The sequence below is a fragment of the Lentzea albidocapillata genome, assembly GCF_000719115.1.
Classification (GTDB): Bacteria; Actinomycetota; Actinomycetes; order Mycobacteriales; family Pseudonocardiaceae; genus Lentzea; species Lentzea albidocapillata.
On the sequence record NZ_JOEA01000006.1, the window covers coordinates 137,047 to 152,609 of the forward strand.

Here is a 15,563-nt window from a genome sequence, read left to right on the forward strand (position 1 = left end):
CAGTTCAATCACCCGAACGTGTGACCGCTGACGTGCATTTATCAGGTGATCCTGCGGTACTGTCGAACGCATGAGCGAACCGGACTTCCGCCTCCTGGCTACCGACGAACTGCTTGCCGCAGTCGTCGGAGACGTGGTGGAAATTCGCGTTCTTGAGAATGTGATGATGCACAAGATCGCCGAGCTGGAGCGGCGCGGTGCGGCGTCCGAGCTGGGTTATCGGAATGTGGCGCACGTGCTGCGCCATGCGGTGCGGTGGGACTTGAAGACCGCGCGTCAGTGGGTCGCCCGCGCCGAGTTGCTGGCGCGTGAGCTCACGCCGACCGGCTCGCTCCTGGAGCCGGAGCTGCCGATCGCCGCCGCCGCGATGGCGGAGGGGGCGCTCTCGGGCGACCACATCTCGGCGGTGGCCGAGGTGATGAAGGCGCTGCCGCCCGAAGCGGAGCAGCCCGTGGTGGAGTTCGCCCAGGCTCATGAACCCAGCGCGGTGCGCGCGTTCGGCAAGGAGCTGGCGTACCGGCTCTACCAGCAGGACGCGGAGCCGAGCGATTTCATCGAGCCGGTGCGCCCGGCCAACCGTCTCCGCATGGAGTGGAGGGGCGACCAGCTGGAGGTCTCGGCGAGGCTCGACAAGATCGCCGGCGCGAAGTTCGAAGCGATGATCGACCCGCTGGCGAAACCCCGCCCGACCACACCCGAGGAAGGCCCGGACGTCCGCTCCCGGGCCGAACGCGAGGGCGACGCCTTCGCCGACCTGATCGACCTGATGCTGCGAGCCGACCGCCTCCCCGAGCACGGCGGCGAGCCGGTCACCCTCACCCTGACGATGTCGTACGCCGACCTGGCCGCTCAGACGGGCGTGGCGGTGCTCGACAACCACGCTCGCGTCCCCGCCACCCTGGTCCGCCGCCTCGCCTGCAACGCGGGCGTGATCCCGGTGGTCCTGGGAGGCCGTTCCGAACCGATGGACATAGGCCGCAAGGCAAGAACCTTCCCCGCGGCCATCCGCCGCCTGCTGGTGGCCAGAGACCAGGGCTGCACCTTCCCGGGCTGCGACCGCCCGCCGAAGCACTGCGACGCCCACCACCTCAGATTCTGGTCGGCGGGCGGCGAGACCTCAGTGAGCAACGCCGCCCTGCTGTGCCGCCACCACCACACCTTGATCCACCAAAGCGATTGGGAGGTAAAGCTCCACGATGGGACCCCGACCTTCATCCCGCCGGCATGGCTCGACCCCGCCCGCACTCCGAGAACCAACACCAGGCTCCACACCGGCCGCCACGTCGCCTAGCAGCGCTCCCGTTTTCATCCGAACGAGCTGGTTCGTGGAGGAGGGGCAATGCCTACCGTCGGACGAATGACTGCGATCACCTCCACCGCGTACAGCCGCGACCTGGGCGACGAACTGCGCCGCCTCCGCGAGAAGTTCACCGGCCTCACCGGGCACGCCTTCGCGGAACAACTGGGCTGGGACCCGAGCAAGGTCTCCAACATCGAGAAGGGCAAGGCGCGCGCGAGCGAGATCGACCTCGTGCAGTACCTGATGACGTGCGGCCGCGACAGCCACCACTTCGAGGCGTTCCGCGAGCGCTACCGCTACGCCTTCGACCCGTACGTCGTGACGGTGCCAGACAACCTGCGCACCCTCGCCCTGGCGGAGGCACAGGCCGCGAAGATCACCTGCTACGACGTGGTGAACGTGCCCGGCCTCATCCAGACGCCGGAGTACGCCCGAGCCTTGCTCATCACCTTCGGAAACACGCCGGAAGACGTCGAAAGGTTTCTCCGGTGGCGCATGGACCGGCAGGCCATTTTGAAGCGGCAGAACCGGCCGGAGTGTCTGTTCTACGTGCATGAGCTCGCACTGAAGCTTCGTGTCGGCGACGACAAGATCATGGAAGAGCAGTACCTGCGCATGCTGTTCCACACGCACATCCTTCGGATCGTGCCGATGTCGGCCGGGCCGGCGCCTGCCATGAAGTCCGCACGAATGTTGTTCAGCTTCGAGAAGATGGTTCCGGTGGCCTACAGCGAGACCGATCTCGCCAAAGTCTTCGCGCACGACGGCCAGGCGATCGCCCGCAGCCGGGAACACTTCAAGTGGTTGGATGCCTGCGCTTTGGATGAGGGACAATCTCGGAGCCTGCTGGCGAACTACGTCAGCGGACTGCGAGAGGACTCTCATGACCGCCGAGCGGACCTGGCGTAAGAGCACCTGCAGCAGCGGCGAGGGTGACAGCGCCTGTGTCGAGGTGTCACTCTCCGTAGATGCGCTCGTGCGTGATTCGAAGGCCGCCGGCGGTGACGTCCTGGCGTTCTCCGTCTCCGCCTGGCGGGCGTTCGTGGTGAGCGTCGCCTGATCGGCCCAGCGGTAGTTTGCGCGGCGTTCACCGTGTGAGCTGTGCCGCTCAGCGCGCCACCGGAAGTTTCCGCATCGTAAACGCGTTATCCTCGGTACTCGCGAGACCCGAGGAGCGTGGGGTTGAGTCAAGACACCGAACCCGCTGCGACGGTTGTTCAACCGTCGGCGACCCGGCGTGTGCGCGCCCGCCTTGCGCGGCGTATCACCGCCCAACGTGCGGCCCCGGTGAAGCAGGTCCTCGAACCTCTCGCCGCCGTGCACCGTGACCTCCATCCCAAGGCCGATCTGGCGCTTCTGCAGCACGCGTACGACGTTGCCGAGGAGAAGCACCGCCCGCAGCGCCGCAAGTCCGGCGACCCGTACATCACGCATCCGCTCGCCGTGGCGACCATCCTCGCCGAGCTGGGCATGGACACCACGACGCTGGTGGCAGCGCTGCTGCACGACACCGTGGAAGACACCGACTACTCGCTCAACCAGCTCAAGGAAGACTTCGGTGAAGAAGTCGCCCGGCTGGTCGACGGGGTCACGAAGCTCGACAAGGTCAAGCTGGGGGCAGCGGCCGAGGCAGAGACCATTCGCAAGATGGTCATCGCGATGGCGAAGGACCCGCGGGTCCTGGTCATCAAGCTCGCCGACCGGCTGCACAACATGCGCACCATGCGGTTCCTGCCGCCGGAGAAGCAGGCCCGCAAGGCCCGTGAAACGCTCGAAGTGCTCGCGCCGCTCGCTCACCGGCTGGGCATGGCGACGGTCAAGTGGGAGCTGGAGGACCTCGCGTTCGCGATCCTGCAGCCCAAGAAGTACGACGAGATCGTGCGCCTGGTCGCGAAGCGCGCGCCGAGTCGCGACACGTACCTGAGGTCCGTCGTCTCCGAGCTGAACACCCAGCTGGAGAGCGCGCGGATCGTCGCGAAGGTCGAGGGCAGGCCGAAGCACTACTACTCGATCAACCAGAAGATGATCGTCCGCGGCCGGGACTTCGACGACATCCACGACCTCGTGGGCGTCCGGATCCTCGTGGACGAGGTGCGTGACTGCTACGCCGCGATGGGCGTCGTGCACGCCGCCTGGCAGCCCATGCCCGGGCGGTTCAAGGACTACATCGCGCAGCCCCGGTTCGGCGTGTACCAGTCGCTGCACACGACCGTCATCGGTCCCGACGGCAAGCCTCTCGAGGTGCAGATCCGCACCTCGGAGATGCACCAGCGGGCCGAGTACGGCATCGCGGCGCACTGGCGCTACAAGGAGACCAAGGGCACGCACAACGGCAAGTCCGTCGAGATCGACGAGATGGCGTGGATGCGTCAGCTCCTCGACTGGCAGCGGGAAGCCGCGGACCCCGGTGAGTTCCTGGAGGGGCTGCGCTGGGATCTTGCCGCGCGCGAGATCTTCGTTTTCACCCCCAAGGGTGACGTCGAGACGTTGCCGACGGGCTCCACGCCTGTCGACTTCGCCTACTCGGTGCACACCGAGGTCGGTCACCGCTGCATCGGCGCCCGGGTGAACGGTCGTCTCGTCGCTCTGGAGCGCAAGCTCGAGAACGGCGAGGTCGTCGAGATCTTCACCTCCAAGGCGGAGGGTGCGGGCCCGTCCCGCGACTGGCTGAGCTTCGTGGCGTCCCCGCGCGCCAAGGCGAAGATCAAGCAGTGGTTCGCCAAGGAGCGCAAGGAAGAGGCGATCGAGCAGGGCAAGGACTCGATCACCAAGGAGGTCCGGCGCGTCGGGCTGCCGATCCAGCGCCTGGTCAGCGTCGACTCGATGCAGGCCCTCGCGAAGGAACTGCACTACCCGGACATGAGCGCGCTGTACGCGGCGGTCGGCGAGGGGCACACCTCGGCCCGCCACGTCGTGCAACGGCTCGTCGCGCAGCTCGGCGGTGTCGACCACGCCGAGGAGGAACTGGCCGACCGCGCCACCCCGTCCACGGTCACCCGGCGCCGCCCCACCGGCGACGCGGGCGTGATCGTCAAGGACGCGGGCGACGTGTGGGTGAAGCTCGCCCGGTGCTGCACTCCGGTGCCGGGCGACGACATCCTCGGCTTCGTCACGCGTGGCGGTGGCGTCTCGGTGCACCGCACCGACTGCACGAACGCGGAGGAGCTGCTGAAGTCGCCGGAACGGCTCCTCGACGTCGAGTGGGCGCCGTCGTCCTCCAGCGTCTTCCTGGTCGCCATCCAGGTGGAGGCGCTCGACCGGCACCGGCTGCTCTCGGACGTCACGAAGGTGCTGGCCGACGAGCGCGTGAACATCCTGTCGGCGTCGGTGACGACGTCGCGCGACAGGGTGGCCGTCAGCCGGTTCTCGTTCGAGATGGGCGACCCGAAGCACCTCGGCCACGTTCTGAAGGCCGTGCGCGGCATTGAGGGCGTCTACGACGTGTACCGAGTGACGTCGGCGTCGTAACTGGGGCAAGTCGCACGAAAGGGCCCCCGGAGCGAACGCTGCGGGGGCCCTCTCACGTGGTGCGGGTGGCGACTAGTTCGCGACCAGTGCCGACTTGATGTCGACCGGGGTCTTCGGCTTGCCGTCGCCCTGGCCGGGCTGCTGGGAGATCGTGCCGGTCTTGGCGACCTCGTCGACCTTCTTCAGCGACTCCTCGTCGACCGTGCCGAAGATGTTGTACTTCGCCTGCAGGTTCGAGGCGTCGCCGTAGACGATGAAGAACTGCGAGCCGTTGGTGTCCGGGCCCGAGTTCGCCATGGCGAGCACGCCGCGGCCGTAGGTGAGCTCCGGGTAGACCTCGTCCTTGAACGAGTAGCCGGGGCCGCCCATGCCGTTGCCGCCGGGGTCGCCGCACTGCAGGACCTGGATGCCGGTCACCGTGAGGCGGTGGCAGGTCGTGTTGTCGAAGTACTTCTGCTTCGCCAGTTCCACGAAGTTGTGAACGGTGCACGGCGCGAGCGAGCGGTCCAGGTTCAGCTTCAGGTCACCGATCGAGGTGCCGAGCGTGACGCCGACCGTGCCGGTGGTGGGCTGTTCGCCGTTCGCGGGAGGAGTGTTCGGCTTGGCCGCCGGCTCCTGGCCCTTCGTGTATTCACAATTCACTGTCGCCGGAAGCGCGGCGGTGCGCTTCGGGATCTGGTGCATCGCGGTGGGGATGTTCTCCGCCTTGTCCACCGACTCCTGGGCAGGAGTCTCCGACGCGGCGGCGTCGCCATTGCCGAAGACGTTGTTGGTCGCGAGGAACCACACGCCACCTCCGACGAGCGCAACAACGACGACCGTCGACACGACGGCGATGATGCGACGCTTCTTGGCCCGCTCATGGCGGTAGACCATCTGACGCTCAAGCTTGCGCTTGGCTGCCGCGCGTCGCTGCTCGTTGGTGGGCACGTGCTCCCTCCCCAGGGACTCATGCGAATAGGGCGGTCGGCTCGGCAGTCTAGGGCCTGGGCATATGAGCTTTGTGTGGTGGTTAGGCTGTCGTTGAACAGGGAGGTCATTTTCGTGCTCGTGATCGGGTTCCCGACTGGTGCGCTCCAGGCGAACTGCTTCGTCCTGGCGGCCGGTGAGGGCGAGCCCTGCGTGATCATCGACCCCGGTCAGGACGCGGTCGAGCCGATCGAACAGGCCCTGCGCCAGCACCGTCTCGCGCCGGTCGCCGTGCTGCTCACGCACGGGCACTTCGACCACACGTTCTCCGTCACCCCGGTCTGCGACGGCAACGACATCCCCGCGTACATCCACCCGGATGACGTAGCGATGCTCGCCGACCCGTTGAAGGGCATCAGCCGCGAGTCCGCCGCGTTCTTCGGGGGCAACCTGGAGATGCGGGAGCCCTCCGAGGTCCGCGAGCTGGCCGACGGCGCCGCGCTCGACCTCGCCGGGCTGCAGATCACCGTCGACCACACGCCGGGCCATACCGGCGGGTCGGTGATGTTCCGGTCCGGTGTGCAGGAAGGCGGTCGCCTGGTGATCTCGGGTGACACGCTCTTCGCCGGTTCCATCGGACGCACCGACCTGCCCGGCGGTGACCACTCCCGAATGCTGTCGTCTCTGCAGAACAAGGTCATGACCTTGCCCGATGACACAGTGGTGCTGCCCGGCCACGGCCCGACGACGACCATAGGCCGCGAACGTGCGACGAACCCCTACCTGCTCCAGCTGCAGGATGCTGTTCAGACGAACGACGCGCCGGCCGCCCCGCACCGAGGACTTTGAGAAACGTGTTTTCCGCACCCAAAGGCGTTCCCGACTACATCCCGCCGACGTCCGCCGCGTTCGCGCACGTCCGGTCGACGCTGACCCGTGCCGCCGAGCTCGCGGGCTACGGCTACATCGAGCTGCCGGTCTTCGAGGACACGGCGTTGTTCTCGCGCGGCGTCGGCGAGTCGACCGACGTCGTGACGAAGGAGATGTACACCTTCCTCGACCGAGGTGACCGCTCCATCACGCTGCGCCCCGAGGGCACCGCGGGCGTCATGCGGGCCGTGATCGAGCACAGCCTCGACCGCGGCTCGTTGCCGGCGAAGCTCTACTACGCCGGCCAGTTCTTCCGTGCCGAGGCGCCGCAGGCCGGCCGGTACCGGCAGTTCCACCAGGTCGGCATCGAGGCGATCGGCATCGACGACCCGGCCCTGGACGCCGAGGTCATCGCCGTCGGCGACGCGGGGTTCCGCGCGATCGGCCTCACCGGCTACCGCCTGGAGCTCACGTCGCTGGGCGACGCGAACTGCCGCCCGGCGTACCGGGAGCTGCTGCAGGCGTTCCTCGCGAAGCTGCCGCTGGACGAGGCGACGCAGCAGCGGGCCGAGCTGAACCCGCTGCGCGTGCTGGACGACAAGCGCCCCGAGGTGCGCGCGCTCGTCGCCGAGGCGCCGCTGATGGTGGACCACCTGTGCGACGCATGCCGTGAGCACTACGAGCTCGTCAAGGGGTACTTGACCGAGCTGGGCGTGAAGTTCGTCGAGAATCCGCGCATGGTCCGCGGTCTCGACTACTACACGAAGACGACGTTCGAGTTCGTCCACGACGGCCTCGGTGCCCAGTCGGGCATCGGCGGCGGCGGTCGCTACGACGGCCTGATGGCGCAGCTCGGCGGTCAGGAGCTGTCCGGTGTCGGGTTCGGTCTCGGCGTCGACCGCGCGCTGCTCGCGGCGCAGGCCGAGGGCGTGCTGCCGGAGTTCAGCAGGGTCGACGTGATCGGCGTGCCGCTGGGCGAGGCCGCACGGGCCCGTCTGGTCGCGATCGCCGGTGAGCTGCGCGCCGCGGGCGTCCGGACCGACCTGGTCTACGGCGGCCGCTCGATGAAGGCGGGCTTCAAGGCCGCCGACAAGTCGGGCGCGAAGCTGGCGCTGGTGCTCGGTGAGCGCGACCTGGAGGCCGGCAACATCGGGGTCAAGACCCTTGCGACCGGCGAGCAGGTCACGGTGCCGCTGGCGGACGTGGTCGAAGAGGTGCGGAAGGCGCTGTGAGCGACGACAAGCTCGTTCTCGACCTGCTCGACAAGGCGACGGTCCGCAAGCGTGCGCGCATGGTGGCGATCGGCGGCATCATGGTGGCCCTCGCCTTCGGCGCGATCGTGGGTCTGATCGGTGGCCGCTGGCCCGGTGTCATCGCCGGGGCGATCGTGTCGGTGCCGGTGATCCTGCTGGCGATGTCCGAGGCGCGCCGCACGGTGTGGCTGGCGGGCACGACGGTGTACGTGCGGGCGTTCGGCACGCGCAAGGTCGACCTTGCGGTGGCGGACGGCCTGGACCTGCTGGTCACGGACCTGCGCGGCGCCCGGACCGTCGGCCTGTTCGTGCGCGGCGGCAAGAAGGCGATCAACATCGCCCTGTCGATGTACGCGGGCACGGGCGGCCGCGAGCTGGGCGTCTACCAGCTCCGCCGGCTCGCTGACGCGCTGGCCGCACGCGGGGACACACCCGGGCTGGTGTTCTCGGAGCTGCTCGTCGCCCAGCTGCGCGCCGAGGCGCGCGGGATGGCGGCGGCGGAACGGCCGCTGTACCGGCTCGGCTCGCTGGCCCCGGCCGGGCGGATGGCGCAGAAGCTCCATCCGGATGCCGTCTCGAAGTTCGTCACGTCGCTGGACTGAAGCGGCTCAGGTGCCCCAGAGCCCCGAGGGCGGGGCGGGGGAGAGGGTCGCGGTCGCATCGGTGGTGACCGGCGCGCCACCGATGAACTTCGTCAGCCCCGTCCCGTGCTCCACCCGGCCCGGGAACGGGTCGCCGGCCGTCGCGCGGGTCAGCTGCTGCATCGGCAGGCCGTTGTGCGAGGCCATGATCACGAAGTTGCCGAAGCGCCTGCCGCGGAACACGCCCGGCTCGGCCATCACACAGACGTGTTCGAACACCGAGCGCACGGTCGCGCACTGGGCGCGGGCGAACTGCAGGCCGTTGCCGTCGCCGATGTTCGCCGCGTAGATGCCGTCGCCGGCCAGCGCGGCCGACGCCTGCTCCACGAACTCGACCGACGTCAGGTGCGCGGGCGTGCGGGCTCCGGCGAAGCAGTCGGTGATGATCAGGTCGAACGAGCCGGGGCGGGCCTTGACGAGCACGGCGCGGGCGTCGCCTGTGGTGATCTTCACCCGTGGAGGTGGCGGAAGCTCGCGGCGGACGAACGCGATCAGCCCCGCGTCGATCTCGGCCACCTGCTGAGACGCCCGGGGGAGTAGGCCGGCCACGTAGCGCGCTAGCGTGAGAGCGCCACCACCCAGGTGGAGCACACGCGAAGGCGCGGTGAGATCGACGATGTGACCCAGCCGGCGGACGTACTCGAACTCCAGGTAGGTCGGGTCGTCGAGGTCCACATGCGACTGTGGGGTTCCGTTGACCCGCAACGTCCAGGAGTTCCGTCCACCGAGATCGGGGACCAGTTCTGCGACGCCGGAGTCGATCGACTCGGTGATCGCCTCTGTGTCGGGCCGCTGTCTTCCCACTGCTCTATTGTCCCATCGCGTGTGTCAGCTCTGAGGAGGAACCCAAGTGCAGGTCATCGCAGGCGTTCTGCTCGCCCTCGTGGCGTTGATCCATCTCTACATCGTGGTGCTGGAGATGTTCCTCTGGACGACGCCGCGCGGCCAGAAGGCGTTCGGCCTCACGCCCGAGTTCGCGCAGGCGTCGAAGGCCCTCGCTGCGAACCAGGGTCTCTACAACGGGTTCCTCGCCGCCGGCCTGATCTACGCGCTGATCCGCCAGGACTTCGGCGCGTCCGTGCTGTTCACGGTGTTCGTGATCGTCGCCGGTGTCTACGGCACGTTCACGGCGAGCCGGAAGATCTTCTTCGTGCAGGTGGTGCCGGGCGTGCTGACCCTGCTCTTCGTGCTCTTGGCTCACTAGGACGTTCCCACGGCCCCTTGTCGGGGTCGTAGCCGATGAAGAGGTCGCCCTCGATGCGCGCCGGCCGTGGCTTCACGGGCTTCGCGGCGCGCTTCTCGGTCTTCGGTTCGGGCTCCGGCTCGGGGGCCGGTGCGGCGATGGGGGTGACCTCCTGGCGTGCCGCGACCAGGGCGGCCAGCGCGGTGGTCACCGGGATCGCCGCCACCAGGCCGATGCTGCCCACGAGCGTGCGGACGATCTCCTGCGCGATCTGCTGCGACGTCAGGATCTCGCCCATCGACCGCCCGGCCAGCGAGATCGCCAGCAGCAACGGCAGCGCCGCGCCCGCGTAGGCCATCACGAGCGTGTTCACGACGGACGACATGTGGTCGCGCCCGATCCGCGAGCCCGCCGCGAAGAGCTCGCGCCACGTCAGTTCCTCGTTGGCCCGGCGAAGCTCCCACACCGCACTCGTCTGCGTGACCGTCACGTCGTCCAGCACGCCCAGCGCGCCGATCAGCGTGCCCGCGAGCAGCAGTCCGCGGGTGTCGATGTCGGTGCCGAGCAGCGTGACGAGGTTCGTCGTGTCCTCGTCCAGGCCGGTCAGCTTCGACACGGCCGAGAACAACGCGCCCAGCACACCGATCAGCGCGAGGCTGACCAGCGTTCCGAGCACCGCTGTCGACGTGCGCGCCGATATGCCGTGCGTCAGGTACAGCACCATGAACATGATCAGTCCGGCGCCGACCACCGCGACCATCAACGGGTTCTCGCCCGCGAGGATCGAGGGCATCACGAACAGCACCAGCACCACGAAGCTCAGCAGCAACGCGCCCAAGGCGGCGAGTCCCTGCCATCGGCCGAGCAGCAGCACGGCGCCCGCGAACAGCAGCGCCAGCACGGCGAGCGACCAGCCGCGCTGGAAGTCGACGATCTGGTACGACTCGGCGGCCTGGGGCTGGCTGCCCGCGTAGGACAGCACCACCTCGTCGCCGATCTGGAAGCTCGGCGCTCCGGGGCCCTTCACGGTCGGGATCGTGATGCTCTGCCCGCTCGCGGCGCCGTCGCTCATCTGCACGGTCACCGCGACGCACTTCTCACCGCAGTCCTGGGCCAGGCCGGTGACGACGGCCTCGACCGGCGTCTGGTGCAGGCCGATCTCCGCGCCGGTCTTCTGCTCGTGCCCGAAGGGGTACAGCAGCGCCGCGCCGACGATGGTGGCCAGCGCGAACGGCACCAGCAGCCACATCAGCAACGTGCGCACGCGCTGTGATGCCGGTTCCTCGTTCAGCGCGTGGCTATGCCCGTGACCGTGACCCACGCGCGACATCCTGCCCCATGAGGTGTTCGACGGCGGTTACAGCCCAGTAGCTACCCCACTGGGTGACCCGTGTGCTCCTTGACCGCTGTTCGAACATGTGTTCGAATCGACGGTGTGCGATGGGACGGACAGAAACTCGAGGCAGAGCCGCAGCAGGCGCTACCGGGGCTACCGGGACTGGTGCGCAGCGTACGAACTCCTGAGTTCGCGGACGTGGTGTTCCACGAGGTCCGCGCCAAATCCGTGCTCAACGGGGTACCGGGTTCGTCGTTGCCGTTCTCGTGGACGGTGAACCCGTATCGCGGCTGCTCACACGCCTGCACCTACTGCCTGGCCGGTGACACGCCGATCCTCATGGGCAACGGTCGCACGAAGCCGTTGTCGGAGCTGCGTGAAGGCGACGAGATCTACGGCACCGAGCTCGTCGGCAACTACCGGCGCTACAAGCTCACGACCGTTCTCGCCCACTGGGAGACCCGCAAGACCGCGTACCGGCTGACGCTGGAGGACGGCACGACCGTCGTCGCGTCCGGCGATCACCGGTTCCTCACCGACCGCGGCTGGAAGCACGTGACGGGCGAAACCGCGGGCGTCGGCCGGCGTCCGCACCTGACGACCGGCAACAAGCTGATGGGCACGGGGGCGTTCGTCGAGCAGCCCTCCGTGACCGACGACTACCGCCGCGGCTACCTGCGCGGCATGGTGGACGACGAGACCGAGTTCCACATCCCCCTGGCCGACATCGAGGCCATGGACCGCACACAGGAGTATCTCGACTACTTCGGTGTGCGAGAAGGGAGGGGATTTCTGCACCAGGTGCGCGAGCTCGCGCACTGGCAGATAGCCCCGAACCCTGACTGGCTCAAGGGATTCCTGGCCGGCGCGTTCGACTACCTCGGGACCTGCTCGCGCAGCATCCTGCGGATGTCGACGCGCAACGCCACCGTGCTGGAAGCGATCTGCCTGGCGCTCAAGCACTTCGACTTCGACTTCGCGATCGAGGAGCTGCGCCGCCGGCGTGGCGTGCGGGTCGTGCGGCTGCGCGGCGGGCTGCGGGAGAACCTGCGCTTCTTCCACACCGTCGACCCGTCGATCACCCGCAAGCGCGACATCGACGGCGTGGCGATCAAGTCGCGGCAGCCGCTGGGTGTCGTGTCCGTGGAACCGCTGGGGGAGATGACCCTCTACGACATCTCGACCGGCACCGCGGACTTCATCGCGAACGGGATCGTGTCCCACAACTGCTTCGCCCGCAAGACACACTCCTATTTGGACCTCGACACCGGCAAGGACTTCGACAACCAGCTGATCGTCAAGGTCAACGCGGGGGAGGTGCTGTCGCGCCAGCTGCGTTCCGCCCGCTGGAAGCAGGAGCACGTGGCGCTGGGCACGAACACCGATCCGTACCAGCGGGCGGAGGGGCGGTACGCCTTGATGCCAGGGATCATCGAGGCGCTGACCGCCTCCCGCACGCCCTTCTCGATCCTCACGAAGGGCACGCTGCTGGCACGTGATCTGCCGTTGCTGACGGCGGCCGCCGAGGTCGTGCCGGTCGGGATCGCGGTGTCGCTCGCGTTGATGGACCGGGACCTGCACAAGTCGCTGGAGCCCGGCACGCCGACGCCCGCCGCCCGGCTCGACCTGGTGCGCAAGGTGCGCGAGGCGGGCCTGCCGTGCGGGGTGTTCGTGGCCCCGGTGTTACCGGAGCTGACGGATTCCACCGAGCAGCTGGACTTCCTGCTGGAGCAGATCGCGGCCGCCGGTGCGACGGGCGTGACCGTGCTGCCGCTGCACCTGCGTCCGGGTGCGAAGGAGTGGTTCGCGGCCTGGCTCCGGCGCGAGCACCCGGACCTGGTCGAGACGTACCGGTACCTGTACGGCAACCGGTCCTATGTGGACAAGCGGTATCGCGCCCGGCTCGCGGCGCGCGTGGTCCCGTTGATCGAGAAGCACGGCCTCGCACCACGCGGCCGTTCCACCGACGCCGTCACCGGTGTGCCCGGTGACGACGAAGGTGTGTGGCCCGACGGCAGCCTGCCGGTGGGTGTGCCGGCGCCGCGCGTCGATCAGGAACAACTCACACTGCTGTGATCCTCAGTGGGACGCCCTCTTCCCCAGGGTGTCCTTCACTCGGCCCACCCGCCCTGGGCCATCGTCTGGAACTTCCACTCGCCGCCGACCTTCGTGAGCAGGTCGCCGTAGCGCACCGTGATCCCGTTGATCGTGCCGTCCGTGATCACGAAGACCAGGTTGTCGTTGATGAAGTGCGGCGTCCTGGTGGACTCCATCTGCACCTCACCGCCCAGCTGGGCCCCCATCTCCTTCAGGAACGTCTCGCGGTCCCACGACGTGGCCGAACCGTCGGTGACCGTGTTGACCGGGAACAGCGCCATGTCGGCCATCGCCTCGACGTCGCCCTTGACCGCGAGCTCGTCCCACTTCGCAAACCACTGCATGACCTCGTCGTACGACATACCGTACATTGTACGGAACTTAGCGCCTGCCGACCACTGCGGTGGTGTCTTCGCTGGTCACGAGCTTGGCGTTGAGTCCGGCGGCGGTGAAAGCGACGAGCGCGGCCGGTGCCTGGCGTTCGCTGGTCTCCGACAGCAGGTGGCCGCCAGGGCGTAGCCAGGTCGCTGCCTGGGCCGCCACGCGGCGCATGATCTCGAGACCGTCCTGGCCGCCGTCGAGCGCCACCCGTGCCTCGTGGTCGCGGGCTTCTGGCGGCATGAACCGGATGTCGTCGGTCGGCACGTACGGGACGTTGGCCACCACGACATCGATGCGTCCGCGCAGGTGTGTGGGGAGGGCGTCGAACAGGTCGCCTTCGAACACGTTGGTGAGGTTTTCCCGCGCGCAGGCGACCGCTGCCGGATCGATGTCGGCGGCGTAGACCGTCGCGGACGGCAGACGGTGTTGCAGGACCGCGCCCACCGCGCCGGAGCCGCAGCACAGGTCGACGACGGTGGCGGGCTTCAGTTCGGTGGCGAGGTCCACCAGCAGTTCGGTGCGGTGGCGGGGGACGAAGACACCCCTGGTGACCACGATCCGCTGCCCGCAGAACAGCGCCCAGCCCACGGCGTGCTCCAGCGGCAGACCGTCGGCCCGTTGCCTGACCAGGTCTTCCAGGTGCTCGGCGTCGCGAGCGGCTTCTTGCAGCAGTGCGGCCTCTTCTTCGGCGAAAACGCAGCCGGCGGCCCGCAGTCGTTCCACGATGCTCATCGCTCGCGGACGCTAGCAGCGTGATTTACAAGCAGGCTTGACTGTTTGTTTGTTCGCCGGAACACTCGGGGCGTGGAGACGAGGCAGCGCCAGGCCGACCGCACGCGCGAGACGAAGCGGAAGCTGATGGAGGCGACCGTCGAGTGTCTGGTGGAACGCGGCTGGTCAGGCACGACGACGACCGAGGTGGCCGAGCGGGCAGGGGTGTCGCGCGGCGCGCAGCTGCACCACTTCCGCACACGCGGTGAGCTGGTCGCGGCGGCCGTGGAGCACGTGGGCGCGGAGAGCGTCGAGGTGCTCAAGCGGCGCGCCGATGTCGCCGAGAAGACCACGCACGCCGTGGTGGAGCTGATCGCGGACTTCCACGCCAGTGACCTGTTCACCGCCGCACTCGAGCTGTGGGTGGCCGCGCGCACCGACCCGGAACTGCGCGAGCAGGTGCTGGAACTGCAGGCACGGCTGGGCCGCGAGGTGTACGGGCTGGCGCTGGAACTGCTCGACGTGGACGACTCGAAGCCGGGGGTGAGGGACGCGGTGCAGGCAACCCTTGATCTTGTGCGCGGGCTGGCGCTCGCCAACCAGCTCGCCGACGACGCCAAGCGCCGGGCGCACGTCGTGCGCTACTGGGCGCGGATGCTGGAGGAACAGCTGTGATCACGGAACTGCTGGCCGACCTCGACGCCGAGTCGCGCTCGCTGGACGAGATCGTCGCGGCGGCGGACGACTGGTCGGTACCCACTCCCGCCGAGGGGTGGACCGTGGCGCACCAGATCGGCCATCTCATGTGGACGGACAAGGCGTCGATCCTCGCCATCACCGACCCCGAGGCGTTCCAGGCGCAGCCGCTGACCGCCGACATCGTCGACCGCACCGCGGCGGAGGCGGCGGCGTCGCCGAACCTGCTGGAGCTGTGGCGGGACGGCCGGAAGTCGTTGCTGGAGCACCTCGCCCAGGCGTCCGGGAAGATCCTGTGGTTCGGGCCGCCGATGAGTCCGGCGTCGATGGCCACCGCGCGGATCATGGAGACCTGGGCGCACGGGCAGGACGTGGCGGACGCGCTCGGGGTGGTGAGGGAGCCCACCGCGCGGATCAGGCACGTGTGCCACATCGGCGTGCGGACGATGGGGTTCGCGTTCCTGCTCAACGGGCTGGCGCAGCCGGAGGCCGAGGTGCGGGTCGAGCTGACCGGCCCCGGCGGTGAGTCGTGGACCTGGGGGCCGGAGGACGCGGAGAACCGGGTTTCCGGGCCGGCGCTGGACTTCGCGTGGCTGGTGACGCAGCGCCGCAACCGCAAGGAGCTCGCGATCGAGGCCTCCGGCCCAGTGGCGCAGGAGTGGGTGCCGATCGCGCAGGCGTTCGCGGGACCGCCCGGAGGTGGCCGTTGATCAGGATC

General features: G+C 68.6%; 16 protein-coding genes. 11 read left to right on the top strand and 5 right to left on the bottom strand.

What is annotated here, in order from left to right; genetic code table 11:
- Positions 1–70: 70 nt before the first annotated feature.
- The 4 genes from IG04_RS42440 (at position 71) to IG04_RS0110265 (ending at position 4,768) form a co-directional block, all read left to right on the top strand.
- Positions 71–1,291: an HNH endonuclease signature motif containing protein gene (locus IG04_RS42440; RefSeq protein WP_051769471.1), complete on the top strand. Its 1,221-nt coding sequence runs from the start codon at positions 71–73 to the stop codon at positions 1,289–1,291.
- Between the two features lie 66 nt (positions 1,292–1,357).
- The gene (locus IG04_RS43865) at positions 1,358–2,209 is read left to right on the top strand and encodes a helix-turn-helix domain-containing protein (protein ID WP_030476341.1); all 852 of its coding nucleotides are present in this window, start codon (positions 1,358–1,360) and stop codon (positions 2,207–2,209) included.
- Entirely contained in the window at positions 2,184–2,360 is a 177-nt protein-coding gene (locus IG04_RS45105) for a DUF397 domain-containing protein (protein ID WP_084401810.1), read from the top strand. The genes IG04_RS43865 and IG04_RS45105 overlap by 26 nt, the downstream gene beginning before the upstream one ends.
- Before the next feature lie 122 nt (positions 2,361–2,482).
- On the top strand, positions 2,483–4,768 hold the full coding sequence (locus tag IG04_RS0110265; RefSeq protein ID WP_030476342.1) for a RelA/SpoT family protein: 2,286 nt from the start codon (positions 2,483–2,485) through the stop codon (positions 4,766–4,768).
- Between the two features lie 72 nt (positions 4,769–4,840).
- Here IG04_RS0110265 and IG04_RS0110270 read toward each other — a convergent pair whose 3' ends face one another.
- Positions 4,841–5,698 carry a peptidylprolyl isomerase gene (locus IG04_RS0110270; RefSeq protein ID WP_030476343.1) on the bottom strand — a complete coding sequence of 286 codons (858 nt, stop codon included), beginning with the start codon at positions 5,696–5,698 and terminating at the stop codon, positions 4,841–4,843.
- Between the two features lie 114 nt (positions 5,699–5,812).
- Between IG04_RS0110270 and IG04_RS0110275 the strand changes: the two genes are divergently transcribed.
- From IG04_RS0110275 to IG04_RS0110285, 3 genes are read left to right on the top strand one after another with little or no spacing between them, the layout of a single operon-like run.
- The gene (locus IG04_RS0110275; protein ID WP_030476344.1) at positions 5,813–6,526 is read left to right on the top strand and encodes an MBL fold metallo-hydrolase; all 714 of its coding nucleotides are present in this window, start codon (positions 5,813–5,815) and stop codon (positions 6,524–6,526) included.
- Positions 6,523–7,779 (top strand): histidine--tRNA ligase, encoded by a 1,257-nt coding sequence (gene hisS, locus IG04_RS0110280; RefSeq protein ID WP_030476345.1) that lies wholly within the window; start codon positions 6,523–6,525, stop codon positions 7,777–7,779. The genes IG04_RS0110275 and hisS overlap by 4 nt, the downstream gene beginning before the upstream one ends.
- Positions 7,776–8,402, top strand: coding sequence for a hypothetical protein (locus IG04_RS0110285; protein WP_030476346.1), 627 nt, complete (start codon positions 7,776–7,778; stop codon positions 8,400–8,402). The genes hisS and IG04_RS0110285 overlap by 4 nt, the downstream gene beginning before the upstream one ends.
- A gap of 6 nt (positions 8,403–8,408) precedes the next feature.
- Here the strand turns inward: IG04_RS0110285 and IG04_RS0110290 are convergent, their stop codons facing one another.
- Positions 8,409–9,245, bottom strand: a complete 837-nt coding sequence (locus tag IG04_RS0110290) for a spermidine synthase (protein ID WP_030476347.1) — start codon at positions 9,243–9,245, stop codon at positions 8,409–8,411.
- Between the two features lie 46 nt (positions 9,246–9,291).
- On the opposite strand from IG04_RS0110290, the gene IG04_RS0110295 reads away from it, so the two are divergent.
- Positions 9,292–9,645 (top strand): DUF1304 domain-containing protein, encoded by a 354-nt coding sequence (locus IG04_RS0110295; protein ID WP_030476348.1) that lies wholly within the window; start codon positions 9,292–9,294, stop codon positions 9,643–9,645.
- Here IG04_RS0110295 and IG04_RS42450 read toward each other — a convergent pair.
- A complete protein-coding gene (locus IG04_RS42450) occupies positions 9,566–10,888 on the bottom strand; it encodes a YibE/F family protein (RefSeq protein WP_063758240.1) in 1,323 nt (440 codons plus the stop codon). The genes IG04_RS0110295 and IG04_RS42450 overlap by 80 nt on opposite strands.
- A gap of 171 nt (positions 10,889–11,059) precedes the next feature.
- Here IG04_RS42450 and IG04_RS0110305 point away from each other — a divergent pair, with 171 nt between their 5' ends.
- Positions 11,060–13,036, top strand: a complete 1,977-nt coding sequence (locus IG04_RS0110305) for an intein-containing Rv2578c family radical SAM protein (protein ID WP_036014253.1) — start codon at positions 11,060–11,062, stop codon at positions 13,034–13,036.
- Between the two features lie 35 nt (positions 13,037–13,071).
- Here IG04_RS0110305 and IG04_RS0110310 read toward each other — a convergent pair whose 3' ends face one another.
- Together IG04_RS0110310 and IG04_RS0110315 are read right to left on the bottom strand one after the other, a co-directional pair.
- A complete protein-coding gene (locus IG04_RS0110310) occupies positions 13,072–13,419 on the bottom strand; it encodes a hypothetical protein (RefSeq protein WP_051769478.1) in 348 nt (115 codons plus the stop codon).
- Between the two features lie 19 nt (positions 13,420–13,438).
- A complete protein-coding gene (locus tag IG04_RS0110315; protein WP_030476352.1) occupies positions 13,439–14,170 on the bottom strand; it encodes a putative protein N(5)-glutamine methyltransferase in 732 nt (243 codons plus the stop codon).
- A gap of 126 nt (positions 14,171–14,296) precedes the next feature.
- Here IG04_RS0110315 and IG04_RS0110320 point away from each other — a divergent pair, with 126 nt between their 5' ends.
- Both IG04_RS0110320 and IG04_RS0110325 read left to right on the top strand, forming a co-directional pair.
- Positions 14,297–14,824: a TetR/AcrR family transcriptional regulator gene (locus IG04_RS0110320; protein ID WP_084401882.1), complete on the top strand. Its 528-nt coding sequence runs from the start codon at positions 14,297–14,299 to the stop codon at positions 14,822–14,824.
- Complete coding sequence (locus tag IG04_RS0110325) at positions 14,821–15,555, top strand: TIGR03084 family metal-binding protein (RefSeq protein ID WP_030476354.1); 735 nt, start codon at positions 14,821–14,823, stop codon at positions 15,553–15,555. The genes IG04_RS0110320 and IG04_RS0110325 overlap by 4 nt, the downstream gene beginning before the upstream one ends.
- The last annotated feature ends 8 nt before the right edge of the window (positions 15,556–15,563 follow it).